This is a genomic window from Methanoculleus frigidifontis, from assembly GCF_030464345.1.
GTDB classification, from domain to species: Archaea; Halobacteriota; Methanomicrobia; order Methanomicrobiales; family Methanoculleaceae; genus Methanoculleus_A; species Methanoculleus_A frigidifontis.
In genome coordinates this window covers 30398-44813 of the sequence record NZ_VCYH01000010.1, presented here as the reverse complement: position 1 = coordinate 44813, position 14416 = coordinate 30398, and the positions used below count along the sequence as shown (strand labels likewise).

The following is a 14416-nucleotide window of genomic DNA, read 5'->3' as shown; positions in this document are numbered from 1 at the left end:
CGAAGTTCGAATACGGTTATCACCCGAGGCTGCCTCCATCCCGGAGCGGACGACGCGGTGCGATATTTTGAGGAGGAGCGGGTCTACTCCGTGCAGATCGAGTCGACCCTCGCCTGCCCGCAGGGGTGCCGGTACTGCTACGCCCCGGCCGATACCGCTGCAGTGCAGGCGCTCTCTTCCGAGGACATCGGTGCAGTCCTCTTCTCGGCGGCGACGATGGACGTGCGGGCCGTCGACTGGCTGGGAGGCGACCCGCTCGTCCGCGAAGACTGGTACGATCTTGCAGAGCATGCCCGTGACCTCGGGTTTGTCAACAACATCTGGTCGAGCGGCATCCCGCTTGCCGACCCGAGGGTCGCAGAGCGTGCCGCCGCCGCAACGGAAGGAGGGTTCATCTCCGTCCACCTCGACACCCTCGACCCGGCTGTCTATGCCCTGCTGCACGACGGCGATGCCGGGGCGAAGATCCGTGCTATCCGCCGCGGCATCGCAAACCTCCTTGCCTGCGGCAAACCCGCGAGCGAGCTCGTCAGCTGCATCACGTTCACACGGCCGCTCGCCGGGAGCGATCTTGAGAGGACGATGCGCTACTTCTGCGAGGAAGTCGGGATGGCGATCTGCCTGACGCAGATCTGCACGGTCGGCCAGGCCTGCCGCCACCCGGAGTGGGTGCCGACGCTCGACGAGATCCGGGACGCATGCCTTGCACGGGATGCGATCTGCTATCCGGGAGCATCCCACTCCTTCGGGACGATGGACGTCAACAAATTCTACTGCGGCAGTGTGGTCTGCGTGACAGCGGACGGCGACGTCACACCCTGCTCGGTCATCAGGGAGGGATTCGGGAACATCCATGACCAGTCACTGCGGCAGATCGTCGAGGAGCACCGTGACGAGCTGCTCTTTTCGCGGATGAAACAGCCGGCTGAAAACCCGTCCCCCTGCACCTGGTGCGAGCAGAGCGCCGTCTGCTGGGGGTGCCGGGCGATGGCGTACTACGAGACCGGCGACGCTTGCGGGCCTGACCCGAAGTGCTGGCGGGCGGCGCACGGGAGATGAAACGAAATGATGCTTGATATCAACGTCGGTGATGTCACGGCAGCCTACGAGGGCCCCATCGGCATCATCTGGGAGATGCTGATGGGGGAGCAGATCCATGTCGGCGGCGAGCGGGAGACCGATATCCTTGCAGAGAAGGCGGACGTGCGTGCGGAGACGAGGGTGCTGGACGTGCTCTCCGGCCTTGGCGGGCCTGCCCGGCACCTGGCACGAACTTACGGCGCGACGGTGCTCGGCCTCGACGCCACGCAGCGGATGGTCGACGAGGCGTCGCGGCGCACCGCAGCCGAAGGCCTCGGCGACCGCGTCACCTTCCGTCTCGGGAACGCCCTCGATATGCCCTTCCGGTCCGGGATCTTCGATATCGTCTGGGGGCAGGACTCCTGGTGCTACGTGACCGACAAAGACCGGCTGATACGCGAGTGCTCCCGGGTCGCCGCGCCCGGCGGCACGATCGCGTTCACCGACTGGGTTCAGACCGGGCCTATGAGCGATGTGGAGTGGCGCAGCCTCAACACCTTCATGCTCTTTCCCTCCATGGAGACCCTGGACGGATACGAGCGGTTGCTCCGCCGGCACGGGTTCGCCGTGCGGGAGCGGGAGGATCTCAGCGACGACTTTGCGTCACATATGCACCGCTACCGGGAGGCTCTCACCGGAGACCTGAAAGACTCGATCGTCGAACGCTTCGGGACGGACGTCTACCGGGATGCAGAGCGCGGCATCGGTCTCTGGGTGAGCGCCGCCGATGCAGGGATTGTCGGGCGGGGCCGCGTCATCGGCCGGAAGGACTAAATGCAGGCTGCCGCGATCATGGCACGGATGCCGGTTCCCGGCTGCGTGAAGACGCGGCTCGTCCCGCCGCTCACGCCTGCGGGGGCGGCGCGGCTGTACACCGGGTTTCTCCGGGACACGATCGACCGTCTCGCCCGCCTCGACAGCATCCGTCCGTTCGTGGCCTGCACGCCCCCTGCTGCGGAAGACTTCTTTGCCGCGATCGTTCCCGCAGGCTTCTCCTGCATCCCGCAGGCCGGTGACGACCTGGGGGAACGCCTCGTCTCGGTCGCGGGAACGCTCTTCTCCCGCGGGGCTGCGGCAACCGTGCTCTGCGACAGCGACAGCCCGACCCTCCCCGGCCGGTATATTGCCGAGGCATTCCGCAGGCTCAAGACGACCGATATCGTCATCGGGCTGTGTGACGACGGCGGCTACTACCTGATCGGGATGCAGCGGCACGAGCCCCGTCTCTTCGCCGGCATTCCCTGGAGTTCACCGCAGGTGACGGCGCGGACGGTCGCGGTCGCCGCCGACCTTGACCTTGCCGTCTCCCTGCTGCCGCCCTGGTACGACGTCGACACGGCGGCAGACCTCGCCCGCCTCTGCCGCGAGATCGCAGCACTGCCGGAGGGGGGCGGTGTTGCCTGCCACACCCGGCGCGCCCTGGCGGCGATGGGGCTGCTGCCGGCAGGCAGCGGGTAGAAAAAATCCTGGACAAAAAGTGCATGCGGGAGATCCCGCATGCCTCCGCTCACTCCATCTGGCCGATCGCCTTGCTGACGTCGGCAGCGGAATTGTACTGTTGATCCGGCATTTCTCCAAGGACGCTGATGACGTCCTGGTCGGCGTTGTTCTTCTTCGCGTGGTTGATGAGGTCCTGTCTGCTCGCCGGATAATCGATCCCTGCAAGGTACTTCTGGACGTACGCAGGGCTCACATGCTGTTTCGGTTCGGCCACACCATCACCTCCTGTGAACGGCCACCTCCTATCGGGCAGGATATAAAAAAGTTCGGTCAGGCCGTCGCACGTGGCTCTGGGAGGAGCTTTCCCGCCCGAGTCCTGTCAGTGTATTGTGGTTATCGCGCCTTTCGTCCGCTTGCGGAGGTCTCGCCGCCCTTCCTCGCGACGCGCTTTCGCGTCTCGCCGTCTGCCGCCTGAAGTCCGCGTGCCCGGTGCGGAGCCTCGCCGCCCTTCCTCGCGACGCGCTGTCGTGTCTCCTCGTCTGCCGCCTGGAGTCCGCGTGCCCGGTGCCGGGCTCCGCCTCCCGCCCTGGCGACGCGCTGTCGTGTCTCCTCGTCTGCCGCCTGGAGTCCGCGGACTTCGTGCGCCGCCCGCCCTCCTGCGCTGGCGACGCGTCTGCGTGTCTCCTCATCCGCCGCCTGGAGTCCGCGTGCCCGGTGCGGGGCATTCCCGCCGGCTTTTGCGGCACGCCGTCGCGTTTTTTCATCGATGGTGGCAAACCCTGGCCGATACCCGGTCGGTGCCCCGACGGAACCGGCAAGAGCATTGCTGATATCGATCGGTGAGACGAAGATCCTCTCGGGAAGGCTCTCCAGTCTGCCGATGACGTTCCGGCCGGCATCATTCCTCGTTGCCCGGTCGATCAGGGTTTCTCTGCTTGCCGGGTAGTCGACACCTTTCAGGTACTTCTCCAAGACCGGAGAATCCGCTCCAATTCCGAGTTCTGCCACCGTTTGCCCCCCCCATGTGACACCGCCTCACATCACACTACTATTATATAACATTTTATATGGTTCTCCGCGGTACGGCAACCGGCACCGTTCCGGTCGGTGTATGCCATCTGCAGGGTTCTCCCTGTCTTTTTCTGCTGGAAAAATCCGGGGTGTACTCTCCCGCCCGCATTCTTACGGGAGCACCGTCGGCCGCGTGTGCCCGTGCGGTCAGGAGACCTGCAGGTCGCGCAGGAGGCGGCGTATCTGCCCGAAGTGTATCCCGGGTGTGGTGACGATGCAGAGGTAGTCATCGTCAAGCGGCGTGATGAGCACATTGCCATCACGGTAAAAATGCGTCATCTGGACGAACGGACCCATATCGGCGACGCAGTCGAGGGACGAGGCCCACCGGACGAGATCTTCGGCGATCACCGCAAGAAACTCGAAGTCGACCGAGCCGGCAGCCGAGAGCGTGAGTCCCTCCCTGAAGCGGACGACGGCGGTGACGCCCGGCTGCTGCAGGAGAAGATCCATTGTGTCCGGCGGGTACCCGTCGCGGGCATTCGCTTCGGGCTCTGCCGGCCGCAGTTCTTCGGCATCGGGCTCTGGTGCGGTGGGAGCACCGCCGTTCTCATCCGGCGGGAGTGCCACTCCTTCGACACTGCAGACCTCGTATGCCTCCCGGAACTCGTCGGGTGTCAGTCTCCGGAGATCGAAGTCGATGAGCGGCTGCTGTGAGAAATACTTCTGGGCCGCAGGGCCTTTGAGCACCGTCGATGCGTGCCTGAAGTAGTAGGCAAGGGGGGTTCCCTTCCGGATCAGAATAAATCCCTTTCCATCGGAGACCCGGATCATGGCTATCCCGATGAACCGGACCGTGTGGGAGTATATCCACTGGAGCGGCGCCTGCATCTCTCCGATACTCGTTCCCGGGGGGAGTGTGTCGATCATAGAACCGTAAAGAATGTGTGGTAGGTATTCGTGGACGGTGCATGGCTCCTTGTGCCGGTTTCGGTGCCGTTATGCGTCTTCTTTTGCCAGGGTGTCGAGGACGCGGTAGGCGTTCACGAGTTTGCGGAACGCGACGGCGAGTTCACCGATCTCATCGTTGCTGTTGACGGTGACCTCGGCTGCGTCGAGGTCGCCCCGGCTGACGCTCATCGCTACCTGCGCGAGCTGCTCGAGAGGGCCGGTGATGCTCTTTGCGAGGAAGAAACTCCACATCACCACAAGACCCAGCGTGGCGAGCGTCATCAGGAGGATGCTGTTCTGCAGCCCGAGGACTGCGACGACGCTGCCGGCATCGCCTGCGAACACCAGGCCAAGGAGTCCGACAGGGATGATCGCCACAAAGAGCATACTCGCCATCAACTTGTAGAACATCGGGATCTGCAGGGAGAGTCCCTGCGGTCCCGGTTCAAACTGATTCTGTGCCCATTCGACCATGGTTGATTATTTCAACAAACACATATTTATAACTTTTTAATAAGTATATCTTATAATTTTATTTATAATTGGATTTTATCAGTTTGAAATCAACAAAAACGTATTTTACGCATAATGGGCTTTTTTCGAAATATCTGTGACGAGAGGTAACGACTTTTTCAGGAAAGGGTGTGGAAAATCATTACCTGACGCCCTGATTGGAAAGGATTTTTCCCTGCCCGGGGGAGGTCGCCTCCCCGGTCCGGCGGTGCTCCCAGTGCATCGCCGGATCCCGGTATGGGCGTTTTGACAGGGTATGCCCCTCCATGACCCTCCGGCTCCACGAGGATATCCCTCACGGTCACGCTTCCGGGAAAGCCTGAGCAGAGCCGGCACCACGCTGTACCGGCCGGGTCACCGATGGGTGCGCATGGCTCCACGAATCCTCACGGGAACGTGCATGCGATCGGCCTCCTCCGAAATGTTCAGGCCTCTTTTGGATCACTTCCCCGCTTCCTGCTGCACCCTGCGGATATAGGCATATACCGTGGCGAAACGCCAAAAAGGATGGATGGTCAACCATATAAGCCAGTGATGTCAAACAATAAAGACGTGAAATCGGCAATACTTGGTGGGGGGCTGACGGGAGTGACCCTCGCCCGGCTCCTGCAGGAACGTGGGGACGACGTGGTGGTTCTGGAACGCGAGGCGCGGATCGGCGGCCTCTGCCGCTCCAGAACCGACGCCGGTTTCACCTTCGATATCGGGGGATCGCATATCATCTTCTCGCGGGATGCCGAGGTGCTCTCCTTCATGTGCGGGGTGCTCGGGGAGAATATCGGCCGGCGGACACGGAATACAAAGATCCTCTACAAAGGGCGGTTCATCAAATATCCCTTCGAGAACGGCCTTGCCGACCTGCCGAAGGACGACCTCTTCTTCTGCATAAGCGAGTTCGTCAAAACCCTCATCGCCGCCGAGAAAGGGGAGATCCCGCCCCCGGAAAACTTCGCCGAGTGGATAGGCGCAACCTTCGGGAAGGGGATAGCCGAGTGCTACATGCTCCCCTACAACGAAAAGATCTGGAACTATCCGCCGGAGCGGATGTCGCTCCACTGGGTCGAAGGGCGCATCCCCCGTCCCCCGGTCGAGGATATCATCAAGTCCGCGATCGGGATCGAGACCGAGGGCTACACCCACCAGTCGGTCTTCTCCTATCCGGCACGGGGCGGGATAGAGGCGCTGGTCGCGGCGATCGCATCGCCGGTCACGCCGCTGGTCAGAACCGGTTTTTCCGTCAGGTCGATCCGCGAGGAGGACGGGCGATTCCTCGTCAGCGACGGGAGCAAGACGGTCGAGGCCGACCGGATCATCTCGACCATCCCGCTCCAGGCGCTCCTCCCCTGCCTGGAGGACGTCCCCGAAGAGGTGCAGGCGGCCTGCAACGCCCTCCGGTACAACTCGCTCTGCTCGATCTGCATCGGGCTTGCCGGCAGCGTTCCCGATCTCTCCTGGCTCTATATCCCCGAGATCCGGATCGGGCAGTTCAACCGGGTCTCGTTCCCCTCCAACTACAGCACGGCGGCGGCTCCCGACGGGCATGCATCCATTCTCGCTGAGATAACCTTCAACGAGGGCGACGCCGTCTCGCAGATGCCGGACGACGACCTCGTCGCCCACACCGTCGCAGGGCTCCGTGAAGCTGGTATTATCAGGGATGCTGAAGATGTGGTCTTCACCTCCGTCGAACGGCAGCAGTATGCGTACGTCGTCTACGATCTCGACTACGAAAAGAACGTCGAGATCGTCAGGGCGTTCTGCTGCGACCGTGGGATCGCCCTTGTGGGGCGTTTCTCGGAGTTTGAGTACCTCAACATGGACGGCTGCATCAGGAGCGCGATGGACTTCGTGAGGACATATCGATGAAAGTGAACATCTTTGTCGAAGATTTCCGCTTTCTCAAGTACATCGGGTGTGCGACCGCCGCCCGGACGCTGCAGAGCCACCTCGCTCACCTGCCGGGGCTGGAGATCTCGCGAAACTCGTACCGGGACGTCTTCGACCTGACGCACTACCACACCTTCGGCCCCTGGGCGATGTATCACCTCAAGTTCACCGACGGCGTCAAGGTGCTGACCGCCCACTCAACGCCGCGGCTTAATGAAGGGAACGTCGCGTTCTCGAAGCGCATCAATCGGATCTATCCGAAGATCTACCGGAAGTTCGACCACATCATCACCATCTCCGACCCCTGCCACCGCGAGACCGATCAGATGGTGCCGGAGGTCAAAAAGACCCAGATCCCCAACGGCATCGACCGTGATTACTTCAGCCCGAACGCCGGGAAGCGCCGGGAGTTCCGGGAGGAGCACGGTATCGACCCGGACCGGACGGTGGTCCTGAGCGTCGGGCAGCAGACGCCGCGGAAAGGGATCTACGACTTTCTCAAACTCGCGGGCAGGCACCCGGAGTACACCTGGGTCTGGGTCGGCGGGTTCCCCTACGGCACCCTCTCAAAAGACTATACCAAAATCCAGATGCAGAAGAGCCGCTGCCACGACAACGTCATCTTCACCGGCCTCGTCGACGACATCTCACGCCCCTACTGCGCGGCGGACGTCTTCTTCATGCCCTCGCATGCCGAGACCTTCGGCCTGGTCATCGTCGAGGCGCTCGCCTCGGGTCTCCCCGTCGTCGCACGCGACATCTATGAGTTCCGGGAGATATTCGGCGATTCAGTTCTCCTCTTCAACGACCGCATGGGAGCGGAGAACCTCCTCGGCGACGACGATCTGCTGAAGGCGTGTGCACGGAGCGCCCGCGCCTCCACCGAGAAATACGACATCACGCTTATTGCCCGAATGCATCAACAACTCTACAGAGAACTGGTGGAACAATGATATCGATCGTCATCCCGACCTACAACGAGGAAGAGAATATCACCCGCTGCCTGGAGTCGCTCAACCGGCAGACCGTGCCGAGAGAGGCCTACGAGATCATTGTTGTGGACGGGAACTCGCGTGACAGGACGAGGGAGCTCGCAGAGCCGCTCGCCGACAGCGTCTTCATCCAGAAGAGCGCGAAGGTCGGCGGGGCGCGCAACGACGGTGTTATGGCGGCAGAGGGCGAGATCGTCGCCACTACGGACGCAGACTGCGTCCTCCCGGAGAACTGGGTCGAGCGGATCGCCGCCGATTTCGAGCGCAGAGGCGATCTCGCCCAGCTCTACGGGCTGGTCTACCCCCTCGAGGGCGGGTTTAAAAATCATCTCTCCCTCGCCGGCGCCAACACCTTCGCCCGGGTCGGCTACCACACCCGCACGATCTACTTCACTCTCGGGTGCAACACCGCGTTTGACCGCGACGCCTTCATCCAGGCCGGGATGTATCGCTGCATCGACGCGGGCGACGACCTGGAGATCGCCCAGCGGATGCGCAAACTCGGCCGGGTGATGCTCGACCCCGCTCTCCGCGTCGGGTTCTCCATGCGGCGCTACCAGCAGTTCGGGACGCTGAAGTCCATCTACGAGTGGATGTATATCGTCGCGAAGGGCGGCGACGCGGTAAATTACAACTACTCGAAGCGGACGTATAAGTGACGGGATCCCGTTTCCCGTCACCAGAACCTGCAGCCCGCCCTGCCCTGTTTTGCAAAATACTGCTGGTGGTACTCCTCGGCACGCCAGAACGTCGACGCCGGTTCGATCGCGGTGACGATATCGCGGCTAAGCCTGCCCGAGCGCCGGAGTTGCTCTTTCGATTCCCGGGCCGCCGCCTCCTGCTCCGGTGTGTGGTAAAAGATCACCGACCGGTACTGCGACCCGACGTCGGGCCCCTGCCGATCACGGGTCGTCGGGTCGTGGATCCGCCAGAAGACGTCCAGAAGGTCGCTGTATGACACTCGTTCCGGGTCGTAGACGACCTCCACGACCTCGGCGTGGCCGGTCCGTCCCGTGCAGACCTCGCGGTACGAGGGATTCTCGGTCGTGCCGCCCATGAACCCGACCGCCGTCGAGACGACGCCGGGAATCTTTGAAAACGCCTCCTCGACGCCCCAGAAACAGCCAGCACCGAAGGTTGCCTTCTCGTAATCAGTCTTCTCTGCCATGCGCATCAGACCTCGCCGACCATCCCTTGGGCTGACGGGTAAAATACCTTGCGCGCAGGTTCCGGCACCGGGCGAGAATAGAGCCGTACGATGGACGCCTCGTCTGCCCGGCACCGCTCCTGCGGGTGGGCGAGGCGTCCTCCGGCATGCCGTTTTTCGATCGTCTTTGTGGTGTGTCAGTCTTCGGGTTCTTTCAAGCGTACGTCGCGGCCTATCATCTCGATGGCATAGAAGAGCGCCACCGACATGAGCGGCATCAGAATAAGGAACATCATATACTCTGTGGTCGCTTCCCCGAACTGATCGATCGAAAAGATGACTGCCTTCTCCGGCGATGAGTATGCTTTCAGAAATGTCCAGACAAAGAGCGATGCGACTCCGTAGGTTATGATTAACCCAAGGTACACTATAAATGCCTTTACTCTTCCCCCCATTGTTGTTCCCCTAATCAGAGATTCACTCTGTCTTTGACGTCGTCTGTGCCAACACCAGATACTGAAACCACATTTATAAACCTTTCGGCCGCAGGCCCGCCCGACGCATGCTCGCCGGGATCGGGGCGGTGAGGCGGACGATACCAGAGGCTAATAAACCTTCAGCCGCAGAATAGATCCGTATGATGAGCAGCACCGAGACGGATGCCGTCCTCACCGTTGCCGGGCTGATGGCCCTCTCAGCCCGGACGGCACCGAAGGGAAAAGGTGTCGATGCGATCGCGGTCAGAACCGTCGCCGGGGACGACCTCGCCGCCCTTTCCGGCGCGATGCGGGAGTTTGGAGAGACGAACAACCAGGCTTTTTTTATCAGGGACGCGAAAAACGTCGCCGACAGCGATGCCTGTCTCCTTATCGGGTCGGCGATCGAGAGTGTCGCCGGTATCGACTGCGGCGGATGCGGGTTTCCGACCTGTGCGGCGATGCTGGAGGCGCAGGCAGAGACGCGCTCCCGTTCGACGCCCCTGCACGGGCACAACTGTATCATCAGGATGGCGGACCTCGGCATTGCGGTCGGTTCGGCGGCCAAAACCGCCGCCATGCACAACGTCGACAACCGGATCATGTACACCGCAGGTGTCGGTGCGCTCCGGCTCGGCTGGATGGAGGGGTGCGGCGTCGTCTACGGCATTCCTCTCTCTGCATCTGGCAAGAATATCTTCTTTGACCGCACACGCTAACGGAAGTGAAACGACCATGCCGATTATGAAGATCCGGGGAGGCGATCTCGACCTCGTCGAGTACGATTTCCCCTCGTTCCTTCCGGGCGAGAACCTCCGGACGCTCGGGTTTGAAAAAGAGTACCTCCTCTCTCCGGTCCGGGGTACCGTTCGGGTGCGGGCACCCTCCCGTATCCACCTCACCGTCCTCGACATGAACCGGTTCGCACCGGACAGGCCGGGTGGCGGCGGCATAGGGTTCGCCATCAAGACCTACTGCACTGCGGAGGTCGAGTGCATACCCTCCGGCATCGAGATCGAGTATTCCCGCATTCCGATCCTGCGCCACTTCGTCGAGGTCTTCCGCCGCGTCGTCGGATACGACGGCGGTTTCCGGGTCCGGGCGCGGGATCACATGCACGAGCACGTCGGCCTCGGCTCTACGAGCACCATCCTGATCGCCGTGGCGAACGCCCTGAACGCGGCGGTCGGATCGCCGCTGACGAAAGGCGAGCTCCGTCTCCTCCTCGGCAGCAACTACGTCGAGGAGACGGCCGAGGGCAGCGTCGCCTTCGGGTTCGAGACCGGCGTCGGCCCTGCGGTCAGCACCTACGGCGGCATGGCGGTTCTCGGCGACGAGCTGGCCGTCGTCTACCGCCACCCCTTTGCAGAGGGGAAGCGGGTCTACATCGCCATCCCGCCGTCCGGTATCTCGTCGGCCGGTGAGAAGGAGTTTGACCTCCTGATGAACAAGGCACGGACGCTCGACTACCGCGACCGGGAGCTGAAGGCCTACCTCGTCCTGATGGACCTGATCCCCGCCCTCGAACGGGGCGATATCGCCCGGATCGGCGAGGTGATCTGGGAGATCGAGTTCCGCGGCTCGAAACGCGCCGAGGTGGAGCATCACGGGTTCGAGCTCTACCGCTACATGGCATCGCTCCGCGACGCCGGGTTCGAGTTCGTGGGGATGAGCTCGGTCGGCCCCTCGATCGCCGTCATCACCGATCGGGATGAGGAGGATGTGGCCGCCATCCTCTCCTCCCTCGGGCTGACGATCGCGATCGCCACCGAGGTCGACAACGAGGGACTGGCGATAACCCTTCCCGAACGCTGACCTTTTTTGCGGCCCTCCAGGAACCGCCCGGCACGTTTTGTGGAGGTGCTTGATAGCCACCCCCGATCCGGGGGCTGTCGGGGCAATCGCGTGCGGGGGGAGGAGCGCGCCCCTCACGAGGATGTCGTCGAAGCGGGATGGCATTGTTCATCGGCCGCACCCGAAAGCCCGTATCGACGGTTTCCGGCAGTAAACGCATGACGAATCGTGACGGCGCATCTTCGGTGGGACTCACCGGGACGGATCTTCCGTTCTCTTCTGAAGCGGTGCCCTTTCGCCGGACGTTCTGCACCGACAGGTATACCTCCCCGTATGTCCTGAATGCAGGAAGATGATGGATTGGCACGCATGCCTGCCGCTCCTAATCGCTGCCGCAGTCCTCGCGATCCCCGTTTCGGCGACAAACGTCCCGCTCCTGCTCTTCGAAGACTCCTTCGAGACAGGGACGTTCGAGAACTGGGATGAGATCGGGTGCCGGTGGGGAATCACGGACGATGCCCATAGCGGAGACTACGCTGCAGTCTGCATCGCCGGGGGGGAGGTCGATGCGCCCGGCAGGCAGATCACCAGGATGTTGAACTATACAGGCAGTTACCGGGTCGAGGGATGGTTTAAGACAAACAAACTCGGCACCCTGACCTGCAGCGGCCTGTACGTGCTCGGGGAGATCCCGGGGAAAGAGTCGCTCCTCTACTCGCTGCAGGTGATCGAGGGCGGCCGGATCGGCTATAACCAGTGGAACGAATCCGGGAATCACCGTCTCTACTCCCCAAAGCCTGTTGTCAGGCCGCTGGAATGGCACAAATTCGCCATCTGCTACTACCGTAATACATCGCGCCAGTCGGTCTGGATCGATGACCGGTACCTCGGTTCGGCTCCTCTGCGGACACTCTCCGGCGAGACGATCGGGCCGGACGATTCCATCGCTCTCCGCATCGGCGGCGGGTCAACCTGGGCGCCGGGGGATCTCCCTGACGCCGCGGTCATCGACGATATCCGGGTGACGGCCATATGGCCGGGGATGCGGTTTATTGGGTCGTGAAGGAGAGGGAGAGGAGCGCGCGCGGGCTGTCGTTCTCCGATTCGTCCACCACGACGCCGTCGGCGACCAGGGTGGCGTGCAGGACTCCCGAGACCGGCGCGGCCTTCTTCACCGTCACGTATGCGCCTCTGCCCGTACCGAGCGGGAACGCTTCGTACCCGTCAATGGTCGCCGTCCACTCCGACGGCGAGATGCCGTCGAGTTCGGCGTAGATCCGCACCTCCCCGGTGTAGGTGATCGCAAGAACGTAGTCCACCTCGCCGGTCAGCAATTGCGGCGAGGGGTCGACAGGTCGCATCGCCGCTGGGGTGTCGTAGATGAGGCCTCCTGTCACGTCTCCTGTCGCGTCTTTGACGGGTATCTGCATGACGATCCGCTCCTGGACGACGCCGCTGCCATCGAATGCCCGTGCATAAGTCCAGGTGCCGCGTGAACCGTTCCCGTACGGGACGTACGCGTCGTCCCCGCTCCCGAGGACGCTCTCGAGCCGGTAAGTCCCGTCAGTCGTGTTGACGGCGGTGATCAGCCGGCGTTCCGCTCCGCCGGGGGACGCCAGGAGGTCGCCTGCCTGGTACTCCGGCGTATACGGCGTTATCGGCGACGGCACAGGGGTCTGGAGTGTCGTCGCCTGCTCCGTGGGCTCCGTCGTCGGCAGTGTCGTCGGCAGTGTCGTCGCCGCGGTCTGCGGCCCGGTGGTCGCACCGTCATCGGTGCATCCGGCAATCAGCAGTGCGGCAAACACCAGCAGGAAGAGGGAGAGTCGAAGGATCGCTCTGTGCATAACGGAGCATTGCGCAACGATAGTCTAAAGCGTTCCGGTACTGCTCCCGGCACCGGGGAAACATTTATCCCTCGCCGGCACTGTCAGACATCGCTCCCGCCCCTCCCGGCCCGGTGCGGCCGGAGCAGCGGTGCGGACGCGGAAGAACGACGATATCGGGGAGATATGTATGGTTGAAATCGGCTACAAACTCTTTACCGAAGCGCACAACCCGCTGGAACTCGTGCAGAACGCAAAACAGGCGGAAGCCGCAGGCTTCTCGTTTGTAAACATCACCGACCACTACCACCCCTGGACGGGTCGGCAGGGGCATGCCGGGTTTGCCTGGACGATCATCGGTGCGGTCGCGGGGGCCACGGAGCAGATACCGGTCTCGACCGGGATCACCTGCCCGACGATCCGCTACCACCCGGCGATCGTCGCTCAGGCCGCGGCGACCGCTGCGGTGATGCTCCCGGGTCGGTTCGAGCTCGGCGTCGGCACCGGCGAGGCGCTCAACGAGCATATCACCGGCGCCTGTTTCCCGTCCTCGGAGAACGTCCGCCTCGCCATGCTCCGCGAGGCGGTGGATATCATCCGCACCCTCTGGAGCGGCGGCATGCACGACTACTACGGTGCATTCTACATGATCGACAACGCCCAGGTCTTCGAGCTGCCGGAGAGCCCGCCGCGTATCCTGATGGCGGCGCAGGGGACGACGGCGGCACAGACCGCAGGCGATATCGCCGACGGGCTGATCCATTTCGAGCAGATGCCCGGCGAGGTGCTTGATGCGTTCCGCTCTTCCGGCGGCGAGGGAAAACCTGCCATGCTCGAGTTTGCGGTCTGCTACGACCGGGACGAGAGGCGGGCGAAAGAGATCGCGTATGCGTGGTTCCCCGTCGCCGCGAACCAGGGCGAGCTGAACTGGGTGATGCCGACGCCGACGCACTTTGAGGAACTGGCGAAGATGGTGACGCCCGACGACGTCGCACAGAATGTCCTCTGCACATCCGAAGCCCGCCCGCTCATCGACAAGATTGGGAGGGCCAGCGACATGGGCTACGACCGGGTCGTCATCAACCAGGTGGGGCCGAACCAGCAGGAGTTCATCACCTTCATGCGCGACAATGTCCTCCCTGAGTTCGGCCTCTCCGCCCCCTCGCGGGAGGTGCCCGGCGCTGAAGAGAGGCTGCCGCCGGAGCCGGCAGTTCAGTCGATTCCGGGCGGGCAGAGGCCTTAGAGGCGGCGACAGAGACCCTTACCCTCTGTTTTTGTATCGATGATAAAAAAGACGTATGG

General features: G+C 62.7%; 17 protein-coding genes. 10 read left to right on the top strand and 7 right to left on the bottom strand.

Features of this window, described 5'->3' with window-relative positions:
* The first annotated feature begins 57 nt into the window (after positions 1 to 57).
* The 3 genes from FGU65_RS13455 to FGU65_RS13445 are packed head-to-tail and all read left to right on the top strand — an operon-like array spanning position 58 to position 2538.
* Positions 58 to 1059 (top strand): radical SAM/SPASM domain-containing protein, encoded by a 1002-nt coding sequence (locus FGU65_RS13455; RefSeq protein ID WP_301665007.1) that lies wholly within the window; start codon positions 58 to 60, stop codon positions 1057 to 1059.
* 6 nt (positions 1060 to 1065) lie between these two features.
* Complete coding sequence (locus tag FGU65_RS13450) at positions 1066 to 1854, top strand: methyltransferase domain-containing protein (protein WP_301665006.1); 789 nt, start codon at positions 1066 to 1068, stop codon at positions 1852 to 1854.
* The gene (locus FGU65_RS13445; RefSeq protein WP_301665005.1) at positions 1855 to 2538 is read left to right on the top strand and encodes a TIGR04282 family arsenosugar biosynthesis glycosyltransferase; all 684 of its coding nucleotides are present in this window, start codon (positions 1855 to 1857) and stop codon (positions 2536 to 2538) included.
* A gap of 49 nt (positions 2539 to 2587) precedes the next feature.
* Here FGU65_RS13445 and FGU65_RS13440 read toward each other — a convergent pair whose 3' ends face one another.
* The 4 genes from FGU65_RS13440 to FGU65_RS13425 all read right to left on the bottom strand — a co-directional run bounded on the left by FGU65_RS13440 (position 2588) and on the right by FGU65_RS13425 (position 4956).
* On the bottom strand, positions 2588 to 2794 hold the full coding sequence (locus FGU65_RS13440; RefSeq protein ID WP_301665004.1) for a DUF2795 domain-containing protein: 207 nt from the start codon (positions 2792 to 2794) through the stop codon (positions 2588 to 2590).
* 119 nt (positions 2795 to 2913) lie between these two features.
* Entirely contained in the window at positions 2914 to 3528 is a 615-nt protein-coding gene (locus FGU65_RS13435; protein WP_301665003.1) for a DUF2795 domain-containing protein, read from the bottom strand.
* 210 nt (positions 3529 to 3738) lie between these two features.
* On the bottom strand, positions 3739 to 4461 hold the full coding sequence (locus FGU65_RS13430; protein ID WP_301665002.1) for a roadblock/LC7 domain-containing protein: 723 nt from the start codon (positions 4459 to 4461) through the stop codon (positions 3739 to 3741).
* A 69-nt stretch (positions 4462 to 4530) separates the two neighbouring features.
* Positions 4531 to 4956: a HAMP domain-containing protein gene (locus tag FGU65_RS13425; RefSeq protein ID WP_301665001.1), complete on the bottom strand. Its 426-nt coding sequence runs from the start codon at positions 4954 to 4956 to the stop codon at positions 4531 to 4533.
* A 591-nt stretch (positions 4957 to 5547) separates the two neighbouring features.
* Here FGU65_RS13425 and FGU65_RS13420 point away from each other — a divergent pair.
* Genes FGU65_RS13420 through FGU65_RS13410 form a run of 3 tightly spaced genes read left to right on the top strand, consistent with a single transcriptional unit; the run spans position 5548 to position 8533 of the window.
* Positions 5548 to 6861 carry a protoporphyrinogen/coproporphyrinogen oxidase gene (locus tag FGU65_RS13420; protein WP_301665000.1) on the top strand — a complete coding sequence of 438 codons (1314 nt, stop codon included), beginning with the start codon at positions 5548 to 5550 and terminating at the stop codon, positions 6859 to 6861.
* Entirely contained in the window at positions 6858 to 7835 is a 978-nt protein-coding gene (locus FGU65_RS13415; RefSeq protein WP_301664999.1) for a glycosyltransferase family 4 protein, read from the top strand. Before FGU65_RS13420 ends, FGU65_RS13415 begins: the two co-directional genes overlap by 4 nt.
* Entirely contained in the window at positions 7832 to 8533 is a 702-nt protein-coding gene (locus FGU65_RS13410) for a glycosyltransferase family 2 protein (protein WP_301664998.1), read from the top strand. The genes FGU65_RS13415 and FGU65_RS13410 overlap by 4 nt, the downstream gene beginning before the upstream one ends.
* A gap of 17 nt (positions 8534 to 8550) precedes the next feature.
* Here the strand turns inward: FGU65_RS13410 and msrA are convergent, their stop codons facing one another.
* Both msrA and FGU65_RS13400 read right to left on the bottom strand, forming a co-directional pair.
* Positions 8551 to 9042, bottom strand: a complete 492-nt coding sequence (msrA, locus tag FGU65_RS13405; RefSeq protein WP_301664997.1) for a peptide-methionine (S)-S-oxide reductase MsrA — start codon at positions 9040 to 9042, stop codon at positions 8551 to 8553.
* Between the two features lie 176 nt (positions 9043 to 9218).
* Complete coding sequence (locus tag FGU65_RS13400; protein WP_301664996.1) at positions 9219 to 9449, bottom strand: hypothetical protein; 231 nt, start codon at positions 9447 to 9449, stop codon at positions 9219 to 9221.
* A 209-nt stretch (positions 9450 to 9658) separates the two neighbouring features.
* On the opposite strand from FGU65_RS13400, the gene FGU65_RS13395 reads away from it, so the two are divergent.
* The 3 genes from FGU65_RS13395 to FGU65_RS13385 all read left to right on the top strand — a co-directional run bounded on the left by FGU65_RS13395 (position 9659) and on the right by FGU65_RS13385 (position 12354).
* On the top strand, positions 9659 to 10216 hold the full coding sequence (locus FGU65_RS13395; protein WP_367652389.1) for a ferredoxin domain-containing protein: 558 nt from the start codon (positions 9659 to 9661) through the stop codon (positions 10214 to 10216).
* A 16-nt stretch (positions 10217 to 10232) separates the two neighbouring features.
* Complete coding sequence (locus FGU65_RS13390) at positions 10233 to 11312, top strand: GHMP family kinase ATP-binding protein (protein ID WP_301664995.1); 1080 nt, start codon at positions 10233 to 10235, stop codon at positions 11310 to 11312.
* Positions 11313 to 11643: 331 nt separating this feature from the next.
* The gene (locus FGU65_RS13385) at positions 11644 to 12354 is read left to right on the top strand and encodes a hypothetical protein (RefSeq protein WP_301664994.1); all 711 of its coding nucleotides are present in this window, start codon (positions 11644 to 11646) and stop codon (positions 12352 to 12354) included.
* On the opposite strand, the gene FGU65_RS13380 is transcribed toward FGU65_RS13385, so the two are convergent.
* A complete protein-coding gene (locus FGU65_RS13380; protein ID WP_301664993.1) occupies positions 12341 to 13135 on the bottom strand; it encodes a hypothetical protein in 795 nt (264 codons plus the stop codon). The genes FGU65_RS13385 and FGU65_RS13380 overlap by 14 nt on opposite strands.
* 169 nt (positions 13136 to 13304) lie before the next feature.
* Here FGU65_RS13380 and FGU65_RS13375 point away from each other — a divergent pair, with 169 nt between their 5' ends.
* Positions 13305 to 14357 carry a TIGR03557 family F420-dependent LLM class oxidoreductase gene (locus FGU65_RS13375; RefSeq protein WP_301664992.1) on the top strand — a complete coding sequence of 351 codons (1053 nt, stop codon included), beginning with the start codon at positions 13305 to 13307 and terminating at the stop codon, positions 14355 to 14357.
* Positions 14358 to 14416 lie beyond the last annotated feature (59 nt).

Coding starts and splice junctions, on each gene's coding strand:
- FGU65_RS13395 (WP_367652389.1), top strand. CDS start 9,659: ATGATGAGCAGCACCGAGACGGATGCCGTCCTCACCGTTGCCGGGCTG.
- FGU65_RS13450 (WP_301665006.1), top strand. CDS start 1,066: ATGATGCTTGATATCAACGTCGGTGATGTCACGGCAGCCTACGAGGGC.
- FGU65_RS13425 (WP_301665001.1), bottom strand. CDS start 4,956: ATGGTCGAATGGGCACAGAATCAGTTTGAACCGGGACCGCAGGGACTC.
- FGU65_RS13385 (WP_301664994.1), top strand. CDS start 11,644: ATGATGGATTGGCACGCATGCCTGCCGCTCCTAATCGCTGCCGCAGTC.
- FGU65_RS13415 (WP_301664999.1), top strand. CDS start 6,858: ATGAAAGTGAACATCTTTGTCGAAGATTTCCGCTTTCTCAAGTACATC.
- FGU65_RS13430 (WP_301665002.1), bottom strand. CDS start 4,461: ATGATCGACACACTCCCCCCGGGAACGAGTATCGGAGAGATGCAGGCG.
- FGU65_RS13390 (WP_301664995.1), top strand. CDS start 10,233: ATGCCGATTATGAAGATCCGGGGAGGCGATCTCGACCTCGTCGAGTAC.
- FGU65_RS13410 (WP_301664998.1), top strand. CDS start 7,832: ATGATATCGATCGTCATCCCGACCTACAACGAGGAAGAGAATATCACC.
- FGU65_RS13380 (WP_301664993.1), bottom strand. CDS start 13,135: ATGCACAGAGCGATCCTTCGACTCTCCCTCTTCCTGCTGGTGTTTGCC.
- msrA (WP_301664997.1), bottom strand. CDS start 9,042: ATGGCAGAGAAGACTGATTACGAGAAGGCAACCTTCGGTGCTGGCTGT.
- FGU65_RS13375 (WP_301664992.1), top strand. CDS start 13,305: ATGGTTGAAATCGGCTACAAACTCTTTACCGAAGCGCACAACCCGCTG.
- FGU65_RS13445 (WP_301665005.1), top strand. CDS start 1,855: ATGCAGGCTGCCGCGATCATGGCACGGATGCCGGTTCCCGGCTGCGTG.